Raw genomic sequence first — 20,133 nt, 5'->3', positions numbered from 1 at the left:
CTTTTTTAGTTTACAAGCGTGGGCCTTCACCCATTTTTACTCTCTTCTCTTAGCCGTACAAGGGCTACTTCCCCCCGAAGGCTTTTTGCCAGCCCACCGTGAAAGTGTAATCCGTTTCCATCTGGGGGCCATGCAGAGATTCCTGCACTGGAGTTTTGTACTCCATGGCTAAGCGGTGGCCTTTCAAGGCGCCGTTTTTACCCAACAGATTCAAGCCCACACCGATTTCCAGGCGCTGGCCACCTTTGACATCCGGGTCTGCGGCTGGGTTCATCATCGGCGAAATGGTCAAGTCCTTAGCGGCACCATGAATGCCGGTCCACCAACTTTTATACGCAGCCAGTGACACCGACGCCCATGGAGAAAGAGGCTTTGCAGCCCAGGCAGTCAAGTACTTACGCGATCCCAGCTTATAGTCCTGATCATTCTCGTCCAAGGCAATTTTAGCGCTTACCTGCGCACCCCAGCTCCAACTATCGTATTGCTTGTTTAGGGTAAGGCCTGGGCGAATCTCATAGCTACCAGACCCCAGTTGCATGGGGTAAGGCAGCTGCAAATCCTGACCCGCCATTGGGATGTAATCTTCTTCCTCAATAGAACCCGTGGGCAGGCCCAGCATCAAGTTCAGGTGCAGGCGATAACCGTTTTCGTCATAGAATTTATAAAGGCCACCAATGCTGGCATCACCAATTCCGGAAGTTTCAGTATCAAATTCGTCCTGGGTGGTGGTGCCCATCATGGTCATGCGGGTCTTGGTGGTCATCTCGTTGGTGCTATAAGGCAGCATCGCCATGAGTGTCAGGTTATCAGTAGGCGCGTACATGGCACCAAGCATGTGCATATGCATCGTCATGTCATAAGGCAACGCCTTCATGTTCATCGCGCCCATGCCCGGGATTTCCCCGAATGCCTCATCGGTGCTGAGAGAGTCGCTACCGGATTTGGCGCCACTCATTCCCATGCCCATATATCGGTACGAAAGCATCCACTCGCCCTTACTATGCGTATGGTCACCCATGACTGAAATCGGCGCATGGCTGTCAGGCCGGGCACCCTCATAATGAGCAAACGCTACGGGGCTGGCAGCAAGAAACGAAAGCGCAACAGCGGAATAGGCAAAACGAGACATGGTCTTTCCCCAGTATTGAATCAACCGCGCAAGGATACGAGCTAAGCCATAAATGCCAATGCGGCAAAATGCCACACCCATTTCAAGGAAAGGCTTAACCTTAAAGGGAATCATCTGTTTGCGCTTTTTGGGCTTCTTTACCGCTGTCGTTACTGTATCTCTTACGGTATTGGCCTGGCGCACAGCCCTGCCAGCGCTTAAAAGCATGGTAAAAATTGGCGGTATCGGAAAACCCCAGCTCAATGGCCAGGCTCTGCATATTACAGCGTGGTTGGCGCAGGGCTTTACAGGCGTGTTGGTGACGGACCTGATCACGCAATTGCGCAAACCGTGTACCCTCTTCCTGAAGACGGCGCTGAAGCGTCCTTGGTGTCACGGCCAACGCATCAGCTACCGCTTCCATACTCACCGCATGCTCGGAAAGTAGCCGTTCCAATTGTTTCACCACCCGCCCAGTCATGCCCGCCGCACGAGACAAGCCGGCTAACACCTGATCCGCAGAGCGGCGTAAGCGTTCATTGTATTTCGGGTAGGCACGAGGCAACGGCGAGCCAAGCAATTCGGCGCTAAACTGGATGGCATTCTGCCCGGCAGAAAACAGCAGCGGACACTGGAAAAAAGCACCATAACGTTCCAGCTCTTCGGGCAAGGGCTGGCCATGCAAGAAACTGGCACTCGTTAGCGGCATATCGGCGCCCAGCAGTGAGCGCCCTATAGACAACATGGTTGCCACAACCACTTCGTTATGGGCCCGCGTGGCGGTAAAACGCAGGGTGGGATCTTTGCTTATCGCCGACACCCGGACACTCTTGCCCTCTAAATAGAGTGCAAAATCCAGATAGGGAACCACCAAATCTTTGTAGCGAAATAGCATGCCAATGCCCTGCTCCAGGGTATTGGCAGTCGCCATTAGGTTGCCTAACAGGTCTAAGTTGCCATAGTGGTTATCCGCCCCCACATGCAAACCGAACAGAGGATCATCACTTTCCGTGAAAGCGGCATAGAGCAGCGCATCAAGCTGACTCAAGCTGATGAATCGGTCGCTGCGGCCGACAATATCGGCATCAATGCCCACCTGTTCAAACAGGGCCTGCACATCCAGCTGGTTACGTAACGAGACTTCAAGAAGCCCCGGCAGAATCGACGCCGGTAACAATGTTGTTATCATGCTGACTCCTAGCGATCATCCGAAACTAGGTAACCGCCCCCGGCAGGTCAACACTCCCTCACTGAATTGACCCATTTTACCGACTGGAGGTTGATGCCTACTGTGCGTAATCTAGTGCCTTTGAAACAATCGGATTTCGCACGCGTACGCAGCAGCGTGTGTCTCGCGCTTCACCAAGACGCGCCTTAACCCAATAAAAACACGGATAGAACATGCTAAAACGTTATCTGGTCGACGAAGTCACCGACACCCGCGCTTCGCGCAAACAGGCTTTCAAACTATTTGCTGATGCTGAAAACTGGTCAAGCTGGTGCTCGGTTGTCCGCCACGCTCGGTTACTCAACGGCGGCTGGCGCCCCGGCGCCCTGTTGCTGTTTGTGGCCGACTTGCCTCGCCTGCCCCCCGCGCCTGTGGTAGTGAAGGTGCTGGAGTACAAAGAGAACGAACGCATCACTTGGGGCCTGCAGCTACCTTTTGCCCGCGTCATCCACCGCTTCACTTTTATCGACGACGAACAAGGCGGGTGTCGGGTACACCAGGAAGAATGGAGCGAAGGCCTAATGACCTTGCTGACCTGGCCCGCCGGCAAACTGATTCATCGTTTCGATACGCGCTTCGCAGCAGAATACGCGGCTATGTTCTGATTTTCCCCGCCGTACGATATTTGAATACCGATACTTGAGCATCAGGCCTGCGCTTTTGCCAACCTCTTGAACGTTGACCGGACACACCATGACCCATCGATTGTTTAATGCCTATTGCCGGGCTGTACTGGCACACCCTGTTTTCTGGCTAGTGCTACTGGTGCTCATATGCGGCATTGCCGGAACCCAAGCCCGCAATTTCAAGATCGACGCGTCAGCGGATTCCATGGTGTTGGAAAATGACTCGGCACTGCAGTATTACCGCAAAATCGCCAAACAATATGGCGGCAGTGATTTCCTCGTCATTACCTATAGCCCTAAAGACAAACCGTTATTCGAGCAGAGCAGCTTGGAACACCTGCAATCCTTACAGCAGGCTCTCAAAAAGGTAAACCGCGTCAGTTCGGTCTACAGCATGTTGGATGTGCCCTTGCTGTTCAGCCCTCAGGTGGAATTCAGTGACCTAGCCAATGAATATCGCACCCTCACTAGCGAAGGCGTAGACCTATCGTTGGCTGAGAAAGAGTTCACCGATAAAAACCCGCTCTACGAAGACCTGCTGGTCAGCGATGACGGCAACACCACCGCCCTGCTGGTGAGCTTCGAACGGGATCAGAAATATTTCGACCTGCTTTACAAGCGCAACGATCTGCGTGACCTGGAAGACAACGGCGCACTGGATGAACAAGGCCAGCAAGAGCTAGCAGCTGCCAGCCGTGCCTTCAGCGACTACAGCAGCCAGATTCAGCAACGCACTGCCGGTGAAATCGACCAGGTACGCAACATCATGGATGGCTACCGGAACGAGGCCAACCTGTTCCTCGGTGGCGTCCCCATGATTACCACCGACTTAGTGCGCTTTATTCGTTCAGATTTAAAAGTGTTCGGCGTTGGTGTACTGGTTTTCCTCATCCTTACCCTATTCCTGATCTTCCGCCGCCCCCGTTGGGTGATCGTGCCGCTGGCCTGCTGTGGCGTCACCGTACTAACCGTTACTGGCTGGCTGGGCTGGGTGGACTGGAAAGTGTCCGTCATCAGTAGCAACTATATTTCCTTGCTGCTGATCATCACCATGTCCATCACCATTCACCTCACCGTGCGCTTTCGTGAGCTGCACGAAGAAAATCCGCAGGCTAGCCAAAAATGGCTGATTCGCGAAACCGCCGCTCACATGATGCGCCCCAGCATTTATATGATCTTAACCACCATGGTGGGCTTCTCCTCACTGGTGATCAGCGGCATTCGCCCGGTGATTGACTTCGGCTGGATGATGACCCTGGGGCTGGGCATATCGCTAATCGTCTGCTTTCTTGTATTCCCAGCTCTGCTGGCACCGCTGGCAGCCGGCACCCCTCGACAAGGCCGTGACATCAGCCGCGAGCTAACCCTAGCCTTTGCCGGCTTTACCGAACGCCACCGCCCGCTGTTGCTATTGCTTGCCTTGGGTGTAATCGCCACTTCCCTGTGGGGAATAAGCCGCCTCACCGTGGAAAACCGGTTTATTGATTACTTCCAGAAAGACACGGAAATTTACCAGGGCATGCTGCAGATTGATCGCAAGCTAGGCGGCACCACTCCGCTGGATATCGTTATCGATGCGCCCAAAACCACAGCGGCGCAGAACGCCGCACTGGGGCAACCCGCCACCGGTTGGGATGGCGCCAGCGTAGACGACGAGATCAGCGACCCGTTTGCATCTGATAGCGCTAACGAGGTGGATAACACAGCCCCCTTCGCAGACAGCGACCCGTTCGCCACAGACAGTGCCGATCCGTTTGCCGACAGCGATCCTTTTGTCACCGAATCCGGCGCAGACCCCTTCGCCTCTACACCAGAGAAAGCCAAACCTAACCCGCTCAAAGGAGCCTACTGGTTTACCCCTGCCCGGCTGGGCCAGCTAGTAGATATTCAGAATTATCTAGAGTCTCTACCAGAAACCGGCAAAGTGCTCTCCATTGCTACTACCTACGAGGTAGCAGAAAAACTCAATGGGCGCCCACTCAGCTATGTGCAGCTAATGCTGCTAGCCAGTTTTATTCCGGAGGACTTACGCAGCCAGCTAGTTAAACCCTACCTGTCCGACGACGGTAACCAGGTACGCATTAGCATACGGGTGATCGATTCCGACAAGAATCTGAACCGCAACCAATTGTTGGCGAAAATCCGCTCCGATCTGGAAAACAACTTCGGCTTGCAGCCGGAACAGGTACACCTCACAGGCGCCATGGTGCTCTACAACAATATGCTGCAAAGCCTGTTCGACTCACAGATTAAAACGTTGGGTTACGTTTTTGCGGCTATCCTGTTCATGCTATTACTCCTGTTCCGCAGCCTCCCCGTGGCTCTGATCAGCATGGTTCCCAGCCTGATCTCCGCCTCCCTGGTGCTAGGTTTGATGGGCTGGATCGGCCTGCCGCTGGATTTAATGACCATTACCATTACCGCCATCTCCATTGGCATCGCCGTGGATGACACCATTCACTACATTCATCGCTTCCATGAAGAGCTGCCAAAAGACCACGACTACGTGGCCACCATGAAGCGCTGTCATGGCTCCATTGGCAAAGCCATGTACTACACTTCGCTTACCATCATTGCCGGCTTCTCCATCCTGGCCCTATCCAGCTTCAACCCCACCGTTTACTTCGGCCTGCTCACCGGCCTGGCGATGCTGGTCGCCCTGCTTAGCAACCTGACCCTGCTACCCGCTTTGCTGATTACAGTAAAACCGAAACTGAAAGCTGGCTAAAACCCCGGCGCCCATCACGGGAGCTTGCCTGCAAGCGATTACCACCATCGGTGATCGCTGACAGGCAAGCCTCTCTACCCTTCATATCCTTTTATATCCCTGCACACCCCACGGTGAGGAGCAAATGGCACATGGCCATCACCTCCAAGGCGGCAACATTATTATCCTATATTTTTCGCCTACAAATGGCAGAATGCCATTGGTAGGCACCGGGCGGGGGCCCGGCACACAACTGAGGGAAAGGGGATATCAGAATGTTTTATATTTCAGGCGCCAGAGTAGCACTCTGGTCGGCCGCATTGCTTTGCGTACAACTCATCGGCTGCACCGGCACCCACTACATACCGGACCAAGGACAACTCGCCAGCCCAGCACCGGCACCTGAGGCACTGAACAGCTTCTCCGGCCAAGCAGATATCCATCTAAACTTGCCCGGAGGCTATGCCTCACCCAGCGTTCGCCAATACCCTAGCGAGGTTGCCACCGCGGAAGTGAATCGTTGGTTTGCTAAATCAGGGCAAGACCTCACCGTTAGCATCCGTAACGACAACAACAAAGATAGCGGCTCAGTAACTCTCCTCGCCTACCTTCTAACGCTTGGCATCCTACCTTCCTGGGTTAACACCAAAGGTGAAACCGTTATGGAAGTGAAAGCCGGAAACCAGGTGCTATTTGAAAATCGAGAGCCTGTTGCGTATCGGTCATCCCTCGCCATGCTACCCACCGCCTATATATTCGGCAGCCCGGGTAAAACACAATACAAAGTCATGGCCGATGACCAGCTCAATCGCCACAAGCAAGCCCTGCAGCAATATATCCAAATACAGCAGGCAGACTATGAAAACGTAGTCTCTGCGGGCAGCGTAGACGCCTACCGCCAATATTTAAAAAATAACCCGGACTCCTTCTTCCGTATGGAAACCCTGCGTCGTCTGGCAGAATTGGCGCCCAGCAGCCATGCTCTCTCCTACCATCGCGACAATATTGCTTTAGACAACGCTTACATCGTTTATCTGCCCGATGAATACGACATCTGGTTCCTCGGCCCGCAAGACATGAAGGTCTACGACGTGTTGCGACTATCCCATGACGAAGACAACCCCTTGCTGGCCTCACGCATCCGCGCTGCCAACCAGCCCTACAAAGTATTCAACAGTGACGAAATCGCCTTGCTCAAGGAAGGCGGCCTGCCCTCTAGCCTTATCGCTGCCATGATTGATGCCAGCGCCAGTGCCCAAGCCGGCTCGGCCCGGCCCGCGGTTGCCAGTACCAACGCGGCCGCAGCCAATACACCAGCAGGCCCCGCGGGCCAGAACGGCATGAATGATATTGTCGCCCAATGCGCCAAGCGTTACGCCGCGTTTAAAGCCTGCGATCAGATACCCTCTTTCGGCGCCAACGTGTGTCGTAGCCAGGTGAAAAAGAAATACTCCCACATGGCCTGCGAACTGGTTCAGTAAGCAAAACCTCGTAAGAGCAGGCCCAGCAACCGCCTACATCTCTTTCGTTAACCACTGCACGGATGAACAGTATATTGAGCGTCCGGGTAGCCCACAGGCCTTCATTACTGTGACCCCAGGAAAGCCTGCCGATTGATCTCCGCGCCCCAAGGACGGGGCGGGGCTCCCCGGACCCCTTTCTTAAAAGCAGGCACGCGCATGTGTGTGCTTTGCAGGAGCAGTGGCTCCACCGCGAATACGAGCTACCCCTTCTCCAAGCAAAGAAAAACCCAGCCGAGCCCCTCTACAACAAAGGCCCGAACCGGGGTTTCTGATGGACTAGCCGCCAGCGGCATACTGCCGCCGGCCTGGCTTATTTGGCATTCATAATATCGGCCAACTCACTAAGATCCTTGATCACGTAATCCGGCTTCTTGGCTAATGGATACAGCGCTTTACCCGGCCGATCCACAAAAGCCGTTTGCAAGCCTGCCTCTTTTGCGCCAGCCACGTCCCAGCCATGGGCCGCCACCATCAAGGCTTCTTCTGGCTTCACACCCAACTGTTCAAGTACCCACTCATAAGCGCGCAAGTCCGGCTTGTACACCTTGATGTCCTCGATGCTATAGCGGGCATCAAAGAAGTCCGTCAGCCCCGCATTCTCAAACTGAGTCTTCACCCCGTTGTTAGACGAGTTGGTGAGGCTAACGATCTTGAAGCCTTGCTCGTTCAATGCCGTCAGCCCCGGCTTCACATCAGGATGCGGCGGCAGGCTGAGAATGGTGGACACAATGGCGTCCTCCGCCTTTTCTTCACTCAAGGTAATATCGTTGTTCTCTGCCACCATCAGCAGCGAGGCAACGCCGATCTGGCCAAAGTCGTGGTATTGCCCGGTTACCGTGGTAACCAGGGAGTTGTGCAACATGGTCGAAAACCACAACGGCAACAGCTCTTCATTGCCACCCAGCGCGTCACCCACCGAAGACCGCATGGACTCCAAATCCAGTAGGGTTTCGTTCACATCAAAAATGATGACCTTGGGCTTAGGCGGTTCACCGCCTACCGTAGCGCCTTGCGGGGTCGTGTCAGCCATGGCGTTGCCTCCAAGAAAGAAAAGGACCACAAAAAGGGGGAATGTCTTTAACCGGCATCGGGGCATAAAAGGTACCTCAGGGGGGAGTCAATGCATGTGCTGCCAAGCCAGCAAATTTAAGGCCAGCCTGTGTTGTGGGAGGGGCCTTCGCAAGGAAAGTTCCCGAGATTGGCTGATACCTCCCTAACCCACAGCAAAGCTGACCGTCGTAACGAAGGCACTGCCGCAATCGCCCTACACTTCTGGCGTCTCCAGCTCCTGCATCACATAACCCACCTCATCCATCTTCTCGGTCAGCACCTGCTGGGCATCAAAAAGGCCACGGTTATAGAAATGCGGCCCCAGCTCCGTGGCAAAAAAATCAATCAAGAACTCCGCCTCGAACCCGCCGATTTCCTGCTGGAGTTCGTCTTCAAAGTACGCTTTTATCTTGCTGACCATGCGGGCTTTTTGGTCTTGGCTGAAGGTGATTTCTGTCATGCTTTACTCATTGCCGAAGAGGCTTTCGATGCACGGGCAAGAGCAGCCGTTAGCTCCTCACTCATCACTCGTGGCTTTCCAACGCCCTGAGTCCACTTTACCGACTAAACACTAGGGCGCATTTCGCTCGGAAGGCGTTGTTTTGAAATCCCGAACCATCTTGTGCGGATCGACCTCATCAGCATACGCTTTCGCGGCTTGAGCCCACCAGATTAGTTGATTGAACGTTCTACCCAAATAATCGAACCAGGATTCCTTATCCTCACCCGCCTGTAGCGCGCCATTTTCGGCGAAGACGTCTTGTGCTTTCGGCACATGAATCATCGCAGAAACAGGAAGGCAGCCCAGTTCCGAGAGAAATGTACGCATACCGACAGCCGCACGCATTCCGCCCCACTGGCCGGCTGAATAGGTAACGATTGCACTGGGCTTATAGGAAAAGAGCGAACTGCCAAAGTGGTTGAGCAAATTCGCTAACGCTGGACTCATGGAGTGGTTATATTCCGGGCTGACCATGATATAACCATCGGCAGAGGCTATTTTTTCGGCCAGCGTATTGAGTGCCGGCGGCGCCTTGCTCTTCAGGTAAGAAAAATGCGGCTTAAACACCGCCTCCATGGGGTAATCCAGCGCATCAATCAACTCCACCTCATGCCCCGCACATCGCTCATTCAGGCACTCAAGGCAGGCCTTCGCCACCCTCTCTCCCAAGCGAGCAGGCTTAGGCGGACTACTATCACGAACCGTGCCCAAAAAAATCAGGAATTTCATTGATACGACTCCCTCTATTGAATCATCGGGGCCAACTCTTACCATCGCCCCCCTAAAGCACGGGGTAAGGCCTGACCCATTGATCTCTTGCATCGTCTAATTTATGCGCACCCTGTTGTTGCAAAGAGGAGTGCCCAAGAGCTGAAACGGGGTTCTCTTTTCCCGAAGAACGACCTGCTACTGTACGCCATTTACCTTTAGTGTCAGTAGTCTGACGTTCTCCCCCCTATACAGTTACGCAGAAGAGATAAAGGCCTTCGTTTTCTAGAAGGGCTAGGGGGGGGGGAAATAGATACTGGTTGATCTAGAAAATCCCTAGATGTGCCGTAAGAGGTGAGATTTACATTTTCAACTGTTATGACTTTACTAGAGCTGTTCGTGAAATAGATTTCCTCGACCTCTTCAATTTGGTCATTAAACTTCCTGTCTTTCCATGAAATCTTTACTTTCTTACCTTAATGGACACGCCAGCTTAATGTATCATTATTCAAATTCGCATATTGAAAGATAAAAACCAATAAATCAGCTAGTTACAAGCTTCCCCGCTAGCGCATTACTCAATATTTTGCCTTCTTCTTTTGCCTGAACCAATACAACGGTACAGAAAGCTCGCCCACAAAAAAACCGCGCAGTTGCGCGGCTTTTTTGTGTCGAGAGTGTAGTACGTACTACGCGCTCTTTTCAGCGATCTTCTGTTTCCAGATGACCGGACCGGTTTTGTGTACCGATTCGCCGGTGGAATCTACCGCCACGGTGACGGGCATGTCTTCCACTTCGAATTCGTAGATGGCTTCCATACCCAGATCTTCAAACGCCGCTACGCGGGATTTGCGGATGGCTTTGGAGACCAAGTAGGCAGCGCCGCCCACCGCCATGAGGTATACGGCCTTGTTGTCCTTGATGGCTTCGATAGCGGTGTCGCCACGTTCGGCTTTACCCACCATGCCGATCAGGCCGGTTTCTTCCAGCATGGTGCGGGTGAACTTGTCCATGCGAGTGGCGGTGGTAGGGCCTGCTGGCCCGACCACTTCATCACCCACCGGATCCACCGGACCTACGTAGTAAATAAAGCGGTTAGTGAAGTCCACGGGCAGCTTTTCGCCTTTGGAAATCATGTCCACCATACGCTTGTGGGCGGCATCTCGGCCGGTGAGCAGCTTGCCAGACAGCAGCAAGGTGTCGCCCGGTTCCCAGGTCTGCACTTCTTCCGGGGTCACCGTGTCCAGGTTCACGCGCTTGGCGCCTTCGTCATTACCCCAGGCGATGTCCGGCCATTCTTCCAGATCCGGGGCTTTCAGGTCTGCCGGGCCGGAGCCATCGAGAATGAAGTGGGCGTGGCGGGTCGCCGCACAGTTGGGGATCAGCGCCACAGGCTTGTTGGCCGCATGGGTGGGGTAATCCACCACTTTCACGTCCAGTACGGTGGTCAAGCCACCTAGGCCCTGGGCGCCCACACCGAGGGCATTCACTTTTTCGAACAGTTCCAGGCGCAGCTCTTCAGAGCGGGTTTGGGCACCACGGGCCTGTAGCTCGTGGATGTCGATGGGGTCCATGAGGGATTCTTTGGCGATCAGCATGGCTTTCTCGGCAGTGCCGCCGATACCAATACCGAGCATGCCCGGCGGGCACCAACCGGCGCCCATCTTGGGAATCTGTTCCAGCACCCAGTCCACCACGGAATCAGACGGGTTGAGCATGGCGAATTTGGATTTGGCTTCGGAACCACCACCTTTGGCCGCCACGTCGATTTCCAGAGTGTCGCCGGGAACGATGGAATAGTTAATCACCGCAGGGGTGTTGTCCTTGGTGTTGGCGCGTTTGCCGTCCGGGTCCGCCAGCACCGAGGCACGCAGGACATTATCCGGATGGTTGTAGGCGCGGCGCACCCCTTCGTTAATCATGTCATCCAGGCTCATGTCGCCTTCGATAGTGACATTCATGCCCACTTTGGCGAACACGGTTACGATACCGGTGTCTTGGCAGATGGGCCGGCGGCCCATGGCCGCCATGCGGGAGTTAACCAGGATCTGCGCCATGGCGTCCTTGGCTGCCTTGCTCTCTTCCTTTTCATAGGCTTCTTTCACCGCGCGGATGAAATCCACCGGGTGGTAGTAAGAGATGTACTGCAAGGCATCTGCCACGCTCTGAATCAGGTCATCCTGGCGAATCACCGTCATGGGATTACTCCTGCTGGGAAAATAGGGGCGCGTAGTATAGCGCAGAGTATGAAGGGGGCGAAAATCAACGGTGGGAACGCCAGGATTAGCCGCCCCCCTGCCACTCGCCTCATTAACGCAGTGTCTTCATTCGCACTGGGTATTATTAAGCAACCGAATCAGATGGTGATTGACCGCTTCTGGCTGCTCCAGGTGCAGAAAATGCCCGGCATTGGGCAGTACCTGAAGCTCCACGCCGCCACTGAAGTCACTTTCAACAAGGGTATGTTCCAGCAGCTTGGGGCTCATGCAACCATCGTTTTCGCCGATTAAAATTTGGGTAGGCGTAGCGATATTCAAGCCTAACCAACCCCTAACCTGACGGTGTTCTTTTTTCCACACTTTGAATAATGACCGATACCAAGACAACGCAGCGGGAATTACCCCCGGTTCAGCCAAGGTGTGCTTGGCATTGTCCAGATAAAGCCCCGGCTCCCAATCCGGCGACCAGCGTTGCCATAACGTTGTCACGCCATCCAGATCACCTCGCTGGAGCCAGGCCTCCGGTGCCAGCGGCAGCTGGAAAAACTGCATGTAGCCGCTCAATAACACCTGTTCCGGTACCTTTAGCAGGGCTTGGGGAATGCGACGGACCGGCGGAATAGCCAAGGCACTGAACGAACAGAAAGTCTCCGGAGATTGAGCACAGGCCAGATAACCCACCACGGCGCCCCAGTCATGGCCGATTAAATGCACACGCCCCCCTAACTGGGCGGCAAACACCATCAGGTCATCCACAGCGGCATACAGGGAACAGTCGCCATTGCCCGGCTGGCAGCCGGGGGAGTAACCGCGCAGAGCCGGTGCGATAGCCGTATACCCCGCATCCGCCAAGGCATTAATCTGCACCGCCCAGTTTTCGTAGGTATCGGGAAAACCGTGTAGCAAAATAACCGGCTCGCCATTACCGGCCATCAAGGCAGGAAAACGCAGATCACCATTGACCAGCTCAACCTGTTTCATCACGTTACCTCAAAGTGCGTGGAACGGGGGCCATCGTCATCATTATTGCCCTCTTCCACCAGAATTCTGTCCACCTGTGCCAAGGCCGGGCCTTGATGCATGGCATTGAGCATGTCGTCCACTGCATCGGCTTCGCCCTCTAGCAGAGCCTCCACCCGGCCATCAGCACAGTTACGAACCCAACCCGTGAGGTTGCGACGGGTGGCTTCCTGCCGGGCCCAGGCCCGGTAGCCTACACCCTGCACAATGCCACTCACCAGTACATGCTTCGTCGTCATGGTTCTCCCCGTGGTCAATCGTTGCGGCCCTGTTGCTCAGGGTGCCGCTCTTTCTCTGCGGATGGAGCACTGAACAATGCATCCAGACTAATATCCAAGGGCGCCATCATGCCTTCGCGGGCCTCATCCATGCGTGACTTTAATGCTTGCTCCCATGGTAATGACTCGGGCTGTTGCCTAACCCTTAGCTGGGTATGCGCTGGCCAAGGCAGCATGGCTACCAATTGGCCCAGCGATATATTACGCAGATCGCGGCTGAGGATGTAGCCGCCCTCGTCAGTGCGTCGGATTAAATTTGCGTTCACTAATAGATTGCGAAATTCATCCCATTGGCTGATACCCGATTCCTGCATCACTTGACGAACTTCTTTGCTGCGCAGCACCTTGCCGCTCTGTTGACGCTGCCAGAAAACATTAAGCAAACGCACCAGGGCATGCATGCGTGGCACCTGGCGCTGGTGCTCCTGAAACACCACTAATGCCCGCACCAGTTCCGCACCACCGAGCACAATGGTCCAGGAAATATAAATCCACAGCAGAAATACCGGCACGGCAGCGAAGGCGCCATACACCACCTGGTAACTGGGAGCCTGTTTGATAAAAAAGGTAAAGGCCCCTTTCGCCAATTCGAACAATAGCGCCGCCATCGCCGCCCCTAACACGCCTTGGCGAAACGGAACCGTGGTGTTGGGCACCACCGTGTACATAAGTGTCAGCATGGCGGTGGTGAACAGGAACGGCAGCACAGCCAGCCACAATCGCACCCCGCCCAGATAACTGACCGTGTCACTGAAAATAGCCTGCGAGGTGAGATAGGAAGTGATCGCCAGACCCAGACCCAGGCAAATCGGGCCCAGTGACAACAGAGCCCAATACATCAACAAGCTGACCAACCCTTTACGCGGCGTCTGCACTTTCCATATACGGTTCAGGGTTTGCTCGACGGTACTTAGCATTAAAACTGACGTCACTACCAAGAACACAATGCCCAGCACGGTGAGGTTGGTGGCCTGTTTGGCGAAGGACTGCAGGTGATCGAGCAGCATGTTGCCCGCCGAGGGAACAAAATACTCAAACGCCCACTCTTGGAGTTGGGCGCTCTTGCCTTGCAGCGCGGGCACGGAGGAAAGCACCACAAAACTCACCGTCATCACGGGAACGATGGCAAACAATGTGGTGTAGGTTAGCGCCGCAGCACTCTGCCGGCAGCCATCTTCATTAAACTGGCGCACCAGCAGCACAAAAAATGCCTTAATGGAATTGAATCGGGCCTGCACTGGAATTACCGGCTGTTCATTCTCCATACACTTCGCATCCTTTCTCATTGACCCTACCCTTGCCACCACCCCTGTGCAGCTTACAATGACAGCGTTACGACACAGGATATGCAATCTCATGAGCGACTACACTATCTTCCACAATCCACGCTGCTCCAAATCGCGGCAGACTCTGGCGTTACTGGAAGAAAGGGGTATTACCCCCATCATCGTAAAGTATCTGGACGATATTCCCGATGCCGCCACCCTGAAGAGTCTCATCACCAAGCTGGGATTCACCCGTGCCCATGACCTGGTACGCAACAAGGAGGCGGATTACAAAACCGCAGGACTCACCGCGCAGAGCAACGATGACGATGTGATTACCGCCATGACTCAGTACCCAAAACTGATTGAGCGCCCCATCGTCGTTAAAGGGGATCAGGCCGTTCTCGGCCGCCCACCGGAAAACGCCCTGACGTTATTGGACTAAATCGCCCATGACCGATTATGTACTGGTGCTTTATTACAGCCGCAACGGCAGCGTTGCCAACCTGGCACAACAGGTGGCTCGCGGTATTGAAAGCACCGCAATGGAAGCCCGCCTGCGCACCGTTCCCGCGGTATCTGCTAACTGCAAAGCCAGTGAACCGGCAATCCCGGATCAGGGTGCGCCCTACGCCACACTGGATGATCTGGCCGGGTGTCAGGGTCTGGCTCTGGGCTCCCCCACCCGTTTTGGCAATATGGCCGCGCCGCTGAAATATTTCATTGATCAGACCAGCGAGCTGTGGATGAACGGCTCCCTGATCGGCAAGCCTGCGGGCGTCTTTAGTGCCACCGGCAGCTTGCACGGCGGTCAGGAAAGCACGCTGCTTTCCATGATGACGCCTTTATTGCACCACGGTATGGTGCTGGCCGGTGTTCCTTACTCCGAAGCCGCCTTGCTGGATACCCAAAGCGGTGGCACACCCTACGGTCCCACCCATGTTTCCGGCAGCCAGGGCGACCCGGCACTGACCGAACACGAAATCACCCTGGCACGTGCACTGGGCAAACGCCTGGCGTTATTGGCCCGCCAACTGAAGGCTTGATGATGAACCTCGTTTTACTTCGTATTAGCTACGCCCTGCTTTTGCTTGTCGGCATCAGTGGCCTGTTCACTCTGGCGCCGCCAGATGCCCATATCGCTTCCAGTGTGATCATTGCACTAGTGTTGTACCTGCCGCTGTTCCTCATGATTCCTGCAGTGATTAGCGGGAACCGTCGCCAAGCCACTTGGCTGTGCTTCCTAATACTGTTTTATTTCTGTGGTTATGCGATCCAGCTTCTGGATCCACCCCCGGTCCGTACCCTAGCCATAGTCAAAACTACACTCACCGTCATGGTCTTTGTGTTTGCCGCGCTGCAAATTCGTCAGGGCCAGAATGCTGATTGATGAACGTCTGGAAGTAGAAACACCAGAAGGTGCCATGCTCAGCCTGTCGCTGGCCGGGCCGGTGCCTCGGGCACTGGCCTACGCCATCGACTTGGCCATTCGGCTGGTGATCTACGGAGCGCTTGCCGCTATATTGGCAGCCCTGGGCAAGGCCGGCATGGGGCTGCTGCTGATTCTGGCCTTCGTGCTGGAATGGTTTTACCCCACCCTGTTTGAGGCCTTTCGTCACGGACAAACTCCCGGTAAAAAAGCCATGGGCATTGTGGTGGTCCACGCTAACGGCAGCCCCTTGAGCTTCAACGGCAGCCTGATTCGCAACCTGTTGCGCACCGCCGACGCCTTTCCCCTGTTCTACCTACTCGGGTTTGTCTGCACCCTGATGAGCCCTCGTTATCAGCGGCTTGGTGACATGGCCGCCAATACATTGGTTATCCACGTGGAAGAGACGCCCGCAATCAGCGAGCATCGCCGTGGCGAAAGCCAGGCCCCGGACTGGCCGTTGAATCGTGATGATCAGCTAGCCTTGCTGGCATTCTATGAGCGCCATGAACAATTTTCTGACGCTCGCCAGCAAGAGCTGGCATTGCTGGTTTACCCTGAATTGACACCGGCCCAAGCATTACAACGCCTAAAGGCCGTCAGCCGCTATCTGGTGGAGGGCCCAGCATGAAACAGGCCCGCTTTGAACAACAATATCGTTCGCAATGGCAGGCACTGGAGAACCAGCTGGAGCAGCTTGAATCACTGCACGTAAGCAAGAAGAACACGCTGCCCCTGAATACCTTCGTTACCGACTACCGCAAGCTTTGCCATCAACTGGCCCTAGCCCGCGAAAGGGGCTACAGCGTTCAGCTGCAACAGTTCCTCAACAACCTGATGCTCCGCGCCCATCGTCAACTGTATCGCTACAACCCCTCACTAGCGGATCGTATCGGTACCTTCATCGCCAGCGACTTCCCCCAAGCAGTCCGCCGCCAGTGGCGCTGGCATCTGGTCAGCGCCCTGACCTTCGTGCTGTCTATGGCGTTGGTATGGGCACTGGTGCATCAACAACCCGAAATGATCTACTCCGTGGTGGACGAAGCCAGCATTACCAGCCTGGAAAGCATGTACCAGCCGGATAACCAGGCGGGCATGAAGAGCGAGCGCAGCGGCGATGACGATGTAATGATGTTCGGCCATTATATCCAGAACAATATCGGCATCGCCTTCCGTACCTTCGCCAGCGGCTTGCTGTTAGGCGTAGGCGCGCTGGTGGTGATGCTGTTCAACGGCAGCTTCTTTGGCGCCGCCGCCGGGCACTTAATCAACGTGGGTGCCCAAGAACCCTTCTTCACCTTTGTGATTGCCCACGGCGCCCCAGAGCTTACCGCCATTGTGCTAGCCGGTGGCGCGGGGCTACGGCTTGGCTGGGCCATTATTGCTCCCGGCCCCTGGTCGCGGTTGGACGCCCTGCGCCTGGCGGCCCGGGATGCGCTGCCCACCATGTACGGAGTGTTTGCTCTGTTACTGCTGGCGGCCTTTATTGAAGCGTTCTGGTCACCACGGGACCTGGCGGCGGCTATCAAATACAGCGTGGGCGCAGCCTGCTGGGTCCTTTTGTATCTGTATCTTTTCTTCGGGGGGCGGGATGGAACTCGAGAAGGCTAGCGCTCGTCTAGCGCCGCGCACCCCCTGGCAGGCAACAGATCTGGGCACGCAGTTCTACCGCCATTGGGCCGGGCCCATTACCGCTGTGTGGCTGCTATTTACCGCGGTGCCGTATGCCCTACTGCTAACACTGGCCGCGGTGGACAACAGCCTCTGGCCGCTCTTCGTATTCTGGTGGCTCAAGCCCCTGTGGGAGCGGCCTCTGTTGGCCTTTTACAGCCATGCCCTGTTTGGAGAAACCCTCACCCTAAAAGCCTTGCTTAAACGCTGGCCCAGTTACGCCCTGCCCGGACTGGCCGGCCAGCTCACTTGGCGACGCCTGAGCCCCCTGCGCAGTTTCAATGCCTGCGTGTGGCAACTTGAACAAGTGAAAGGAGACACCGCCAGCCAGCGACTCAAAGTACTCAACAGCTACCCGTCCAATCGGGGCGGCATGCTGACCCTGCTGATACTGCACCTGGAACAGTTCATGACCTTCGGGCTAATGGCGTTGCTGTACATGCTGGTGCCCTGGCAATTCAACCTGGAGTTTAGTGATTGGTTCTATGAACAAAGCGCATTACAACTGGCTATCTCCGGGCTGTGTTTCTATCTGGTGCTGTGTGTCACCGAGCCCCTCTATGTAGCCTGTGGCTTTGCCCTCTACTTGAACAAGCGCACCTGGCTGGAGGGCTGGGACCTGCAACTCGGACTCTCCCGGCTGGGAGAACGCCGCCGCGCGGCCAAAAATATCATCGCCACCCTGCTGGTATTGATGTTGGCGGCACCGTTTATGGAACCCGCTCAGGCGCAAACAGCCGCCTCAAGCACCACAACCAGCGAACAACAACAAGTGATCGAACTGCTGGCCAGTCCAGACTTCATGCCCCTGGAAGAGCACACCGAACGGCAGTGGATAAACCGGGATAACAGTGACTCCGAAAGCTGGATGGAAAAACTCTGGGAGTTTCTGTTCGATATCCTGGACGGTGATAAAGTCGATACGTCCAGCGCCCCCGTGAATATTCCTGATGCCCTGTTATGGGCGATTTTCTGGACACTGTTTGTGGCACTGGCGCTGTGGTTGATCGTCAAGGTTGCCAACCAGTTCGGCCTGCGCAAGCATCACTCAGACAAACGCCCGGTCATTCCCACCCACGTGGCCGGGCTGGATATTCGTAACCGCAGCCTGCCTAAAAACCTGAACCGGGCCGTAGAAGAGGCACTCAAGGCTGGAGATACCCGCGCCGCTCTCGCCGTACTGATGCGTGCCACCCTGGCCGGTGTTCTGGCACGCTACCCGGTGCCACTGGCAGCAGGCAGCACCGAGCAGCAATGCCTGCGCACCCTGCAACAGCAGCACGGCAACCCACTACCCATTGACTACCTGCAACGCCTTACCCAGGCTTGGATCAGCACCGCCTGGGCCCACCGTCCGGTCAGTGACGAACAGGTCCGCACGCTGGCACAGCACTGGCAGCAAATGGATCCGCTGGAGGCAGACCATGGGTAAAACCGCCCGGCTGCGCCGCGCTTTTCCCTGGCTACTGGCTGCCCTGTTGCTTGCCATGGTCTCTGGCTACTACGCCCTCACTGAGCCAGTCACCTACATGAAACGGGTGGCGCCGGACAGCAGCATTACCCGCAACCCCTATAGCGCCGCCCAGCAATGGCTGGCACAACGGGGCCAGCCCTCTAAACGCATTCTCAGTGCCGCCGCCCTATTCCCATTGCCAGACACCCGCACCACCCTCGTGATCGATAAACACCGCGGCATGCTCACCTCTAACCAAGTTAACGCTCTGCTTGAGTGGGTGCAGGACGGCGGCAAGCTGGTAGTGGAGGCGCGCCCTCTTCCCGGCATACTCGAGGCATCTGACGCTAGCGCCAGCGACTGGCAAGATAACGATCCGTTGTTATTCGCGCTAGGCATCACCGTGTGGGACTCTCCGGTGCCCAGTGACGCTGGGCAAGAAGATGCAATACGCGATCTGCTCATGGCCCTGCCGACTTTTGTCGACAGCCCACTGCAATATTGTCTGCATAGCGACAACGAAGCACTCCGCGAAGATTGCGCACGGCTAGCCTGTGATGCCCCACCAGAACCCACACCGCTGACCTTGCATGTGAGTGACAACGAGCCAGATCGCCGGGTGCAATTATTCAGTGACTATGTGATTTGGCACGACAGCTGGGACGAGGAAGAAGGCAACGCCCCGCACCTGGAATGGCCGGTGGAAATCACCGGCTACGCAGATAATGATTACGGCAGCCAGCTGGTACAACTGAGCCTTGGCAGTGGGCAAATTTCCGTGCTAACCGATTTGAGCCTGTGGTCCAGCGAGCGGCTGCTCTACTTCGATCATGCCTGGCTGCTGGCCTGGCTTACCGGCGCAGAACCCGTGTGGTTTGTCCGCTCGGTGGCCATGCCGCCCCTGGCCCAGTGGCTGTGGCTAAAAGCCCCTGCGCTGGCGTTTGCCCTGCTAATCTTGCTGGTTCTGTGGCTATGGCATCGCATTCCTCGCCAGGGGCCACGGCAGCAAGCCCGCGAAGAAAGCCGCCGTGATTACCTGAAACACCTGCACGCCAGCGGTTACTTTCAGTGGCGCACCAACCAACAAATGGCCCTGCTGGCAGAGCTGCGCAAACAAGCAGAACAACAGCTGCTCCGTTTCCATCACCAACGCAATAAGGCTCTGGCGCTGGCGGCAAAAGCGCTGTCGGTGCCAGTAAAAGAACTGGACGCGGCACTACAGAGCCAAGCAGACACCCGAGACCGGTTCACGCAGCAGGTCTCATTATTACAATCGCTGAAAAATTGCCGTCACTGATGCCGGTTCCAGCGGTACAGTGGCGCGGACAACCACGCCAACGTCAGTT

At 55.6% G+C, this 20,133-nt stretch carries 19 protein-coding genes; 10 read left to right on the top strand and 9 right to left on the bottom strand.

Annotated elements, in window-relative coordinates:
* Positions 1-64 precede the first annotated feature (64 nt).
* Together Y017_RS08445 and Y017_RS08440 are read right to left on the bottom strand one after the other, a co-directional pair.
* Positions 65-1,129, bottom strand: coding sequence for a transporter (locus Y017_RS08445; RefSeq protein WP_035460416.1), 1,065 nt, complete (start codon positions 1,127-1,129; stop codon positions 65-67).
* A gap of 100 nt (positions 1,130-1,229) precedes the next feature.
* Complete coding sequence (locus Y017_RS08440; RefSeq protein WP_035460305.1) at positions 1,230-2,297, bottom strand: AraC family transcriptional regulator; 1,068 nt, start codon at positions 2,295-2,297, stop codon at positions 1,230-1,232.
* 212 nt (positions 2,298-2,509) lie between these two features.
* On the opposite strand from Y017_RS08440, the gene Y017_RS08435 reads away from it, so the two are divergent.
* The 3 genes from Y017_RS08435 to Y017_RS08425 all read left to right on the top strand — a co-directional run bounded on the left by Y017_RS08435 (position 2,510) and on the right by Y017_RS08425 (position 7,150).
* Entirely contained in the window at positions 2,510-2,941 is a 432-nt protein-coding gene (locus Y017_RS08435; protein WP_011588815.1) for an SRPBCC domain-containing protein, read from the top strand.
* Positions 2,942-3,029: 88 nt separating this feature from the next.
* A complete protein-coding gene (locus Y017_RS08430; protein ID WP_035460304.1) occupies positions 3,030-5,690 on the top strand; it encodes an RND family transporter in 2,661 nt (886 codons plus the stop codon).
* A 254-nt stretch (positions 5,691-5,944) separates the two neighbouring features.
* The gene (locus Y017_RS08425) at positions 5,945-7,150 is read left to right on the top strand and encodes a hypothetical protein (protein ID WP_035460303.1); all 1,206 of its coding nucleotides are present in this window, start codon (positions 5,945-5,947) and stop codon (positions 7,148-7,150) included.
* Positions 7,151-7,502: 352 nt separating this feature from the next.
* Here Y017_RS08425 and Y017_RS08420 read toward each other — a convergent pair whose 3' ends face one another.
* The 7 genes from Y017_RS08420 to Y017_RS08390 form a co-directional block, all read right to left on the bottom strand.
* On the bottom strand, positions 7,503-8,222 hold the full coding sequence (locus tag Y017_RS08420; RefSeq protein ID WP_046961907.1) for a haloacid dehalogenase type II: 720 nt from the start codon (positions 8,220-8,222) through the stop codon (positions 7,503-7,505).
* Between the two features lie 234 nt (positions 8,223-8,456).
* Positions 8,457-8,702, bottom strand: coding sequence for a DUF2164 domain-containing protein (locus Y017_RS08415; RefSeq protein WP_035460302.1), 246 nt, complete (start codon positions 8,700-8,702; stop codon positions 8,457-8,459).
* 111 nt (positions 8,703-8,813) lie between these two features.
* On the bottom strand, positions 8,814-9,473 hold the full coding sequence (locus Y017_RS08410; protein ID WP_035460301.1) for an NADPH-dependent FMN reductase: 660 nt from the start codon (positions 9,471-9,473) through the stop codon (positions 8,814-8,816).
* A 668-nt stretch (positions 9,474-10,141) separates the two neighbouring features.
* Positions 10,142-11,650, bottom strand: a complete 1,509-nt coding sequence (locus tag Y017_RS08405; RefSeq protein ID WP_011588821.1) for a fumarate hydratase — start codon at positions 11,648-11,650, stop codon at positions 10,142-10,144.
* 126 nt (positions 11,651-11,776) lie between these two features.
* Complete coding sequence (locus Y017_RS08400) at positions 11,777-12,652, bottom strand: alpha/beta fold hydrolase (RefSeq protein WP_035460300.1); 876 nt, start codon at positions 12,650-12,652, stop codon at positions 11,777-11,779.
* Positions 12,652-12,930 carry an acylphosphatase gene (locus Y017_RS08395; RefSeq protein ID WP_011588823.1) on the bottom strand — a complete coding sequence of 93 codons (279 nt, stop codon included), beginning with the start codon at positions 12,928-12,930 and terminating at the stop codon, positions 12,652-12,654. Before Y017_RS08395 ends, Y017_RS08400 begins: the two co-directional genes overlap by 1 nt.
* 14 nt (positions 12,931-12,944) lie before the next feature.
* Entirely contained in the window at positions 12,945-14,234 is a 1,290-nt protein-coding gene (locus Y017_RS08390) for a YihY family inner membrane protein (protein ID WP_035460299.1), read from the bottom strand.
* A 91-nt stretch (positions 14,235-14,325) separates the two neighbouring features.
* Between Y017_RS08390 and arsC the strand changes: the two genes are divergently transcribed.
* From arsC to Y017_RS08355, 7 genes are read left to right on the top strand one after another with little or no spacing between them, the layout of a single operon-like run.
* Positions 14,326-14,679, top strand: a complete 354-nt coding sequence (gene arsC, locus Y017_RS08385; protein ID WP_035460297.1) for an arsenate reductase (glutaredoxin) — start codon at positions 14,326-14,328, stop codon at positions 14,677-14,679.
* A 7-nt stretch (positions 14,680-14,686) separates the two neighbouring features.
* Positions 14,687-15,280 (top strand): NAD(P)H:quinone oxidoreductase, encoded by a 594-nt coding sequence (gene wrbA / locus Y017_RS08380; RefSeq protein WP_011588826.1) that lies wholly within the window; start codon positions 14,687-14,689, stop codon positions 15,278-15,280.
* Positions 15,280-15,624 (top strand): DUF2069 domain-containing protein, encoded by a 345-nt coding sequence (locus Y017_RS08375; protein ID WP_011588827.1) that lies wholly within the window; start codon positions 15,280-15,282, stop codon positions 15,622-15,624. The genes wrbA and Y017_RS08375 overlap by 1 nt, the downstream gene beginning before the upstream one ends.
* Complete coding sequence (locus Y017_RS08370) at positions 15,614-16,294, top strand: RDD family protein (RefSeq protein WP_051428730.1); 681 nt, start codon at positions 15,614-15,616, stop codon at positions 16,292-16,294. Before Y017_RS08375 ends, Y017_RS08370 begins: the two co-directional genes overlap by 11 nt.
* Positions 16,291-17,274, top strand: coding sequence for a stage II sporulation protein M (locus Y017_RS08365; protein ID WP_035460294.1), 984 nt, complete (start codon positions 16,291-16,293; stop codon positions 17,272-17,274). The genes Y017_RS08370 and Y017_RS08365 overlap by 4 nt, the downstream gene beginning before the upstream one ends.
* Positions 17,255-18,766: a DUF4129 domain-containing protein gene (locus Y017_RS08360; RefSeq protein ID WP_035460293.1), complete on the top strand. Its 1,512-nt coding sequence runs from the start codon at positions 17,255-17,257 to the stop codon at positions 18,764-18,766. The genes Y017_RS08365 and Y017_RS08360 overlap by 20 nt, the downstream gene beginning before the upstream one ends.
* Positions 18,759-20,084 carry a DUF4350 domain-containing protein gene (locus tag Y017_RS08355; protein ID WP_035460292.1) on the top strand — a complete coding sequence of 442 codons (1,326 nt, stop codon included), beginning with the start codon at positions 18,759-18,761 and terminating at the stop codon, positions 20,082-20,084. The genes Y017_RS08360 and Y017_RS08355 overlap by 8 nt, the downstream gene beginning before the upstream one ends.
* The last annotated feature ends 49 nt before the right edge of the window (positions 20,085-20,133 follow it).

It is taken from the genome of Alcanivorax sp. 97CO-5 (genome assembly GCF_000524665.1).
GTDB lineage: Bacteria > Pseudomonadota > Gammaproteobacteria > Pseudomonadales > Alcanivoracaceae > Alcanivorax > Alcanivorax borkumensis.
Note: the sequence above shows the minus strand (reverse complement) of the source record. Positions and strands in the feature narration are given on the sequence as shown.

Excerpts from the sequence above, each read along its gene's own strand:
- Y017_RS08445 (WP_035460416.1), bottom strand. The coding sequence starts at position 1,129 with ATGTCTCGTTTTGCCTATTCCGCTGTTGCGCTTTCGTTTCTTGCTGCC.
- Y017_RS08440 (WP_035460305.1), bottom strand. The coding sequence starts at position 2,297 with ATGATAACAACATTGTTACCGGCGTCGATTCTGCCGGGGCTTCTTGAA.
- Y017_RS08435 (WP_011588815.1), top strand. The coding sequence starts at position 2,510 with ATGCTAAAACGTTATCTGGTCGACGAAGTCACCGACACCCGCGCTTCG.
- Y017_RS08430 (WP_035460304.1), top strand. The coding sequence starts at position 3,030 with ATGACCCATCGATTGTTTAATGCCTATTGCCGGGCTGTACTGGCACAC.
- Y017_RS08425 (WP_035460303.1), top strand. The coding sequence starts at position 5,945 with ATGTTTTATATTTCAGGCGCCAGAGTAGCACTCTGGTCGGCCGCATTG.
- Y017_RS08420 (WP_046961907.1), bottom strand. The coding sequence starts at position 8,222 with ATGGCTGACACGACCCCGCAAGGCGCTACGGTAGGCGGTGAACCGCCT.
- Y017_RS08415 (WP_035460302.1), bottom strand. The coding sequence starts at position 8,702 with ATGACAGAAATCACCTTCAGCCAAGACCAAAAAGCCCGCATGGTCAGC.
- Y017_RS08410 (WP_035460301.1), bottom strand. The coding sequence starts at position 9,473 with ATGAAATTCCTGATTTTTTTGGGCACGGTTCGTGATAGTAGTCCGCCT.
- Y017_RS08405 (WP_011588821.1), bottom strand. The coding sequence starts at position 11,650 with ATGACGGTGATTCGCCAGGATGACCTGATTCAGAGCGTGGCAGATGCC.
- Y017_RS08400 (WP_035460300.1), bottom strand. The coding sequence starts at position 12,652 with ATGAAACAGGTTGAGCTGGTCAATGGTGATCTGCGTTTTCCTGCCTTG.
- Y017_RS08395 (WP_011588823.1), bottom strand. The coding sequence starts at position 12,930 with ATGACGACGAAGCATGTACTGGTGAGTGGCATTGTGCAGGGTGTAGGC.
- Y017_RS08390 (WP_035460299.1), bottom strand. The coding sequence starts at position 14,234 with ATGGAGAATGAACAGCCGGTAATTCCAGTGCAGGCCCGATTCAATTCC.
- arsC (WP_035460297.1), top strand. The coding sequence starts at position 14,326 with ATGAGCGACTACACTATCTTCCACAATCCACGCTGCTCCAAATCGCGG.
- wrbA (WP_011588826.1), top strand. The coding sequence starts at position 14,687 with ATGACCGATTATGTACTGGTGCTTTATTACAGCCGCAACGGCAGCGTT.
- Y017_RS08375 (WP_011588827.1), top strand. The coding sequence starts at position 15,280 with ATGATGAACCTCGTTTTACTTCGTATTAGCTACGCCCTGCTTTTGCTT.
- Y017_RS08370 (WP_051428730.1), top strand. The coding sequence starts at position 15,614 with ATGCTGATTGATGAACGTCTGGAAGTAGAAACACCAGAAGGTGCCATG.
- Y017_RS08365 (WP_035460294.1), top strand. The coding sequence starts at position 16,291 with ATGAAACAGGCCCGCTTTGAACAACAATATCGTTCGCAATGGCAGGCA.
- Y017_RS08360 (WP_035460293.1), top strand. The coding sequence starts at position 17,255 with ATGGAACTCGAGAAGGCTAGCGCTCGTCTAGCGCCGCGCACCCCCTGG.
- Y017_RS08355 (WP_035460292.1), top strand. The coding sequence starts at position 18,759 with ATGGGTAAAACCGCCCGGCTGCGCCGCGCTTTTCCCTGGCTACTGGCT.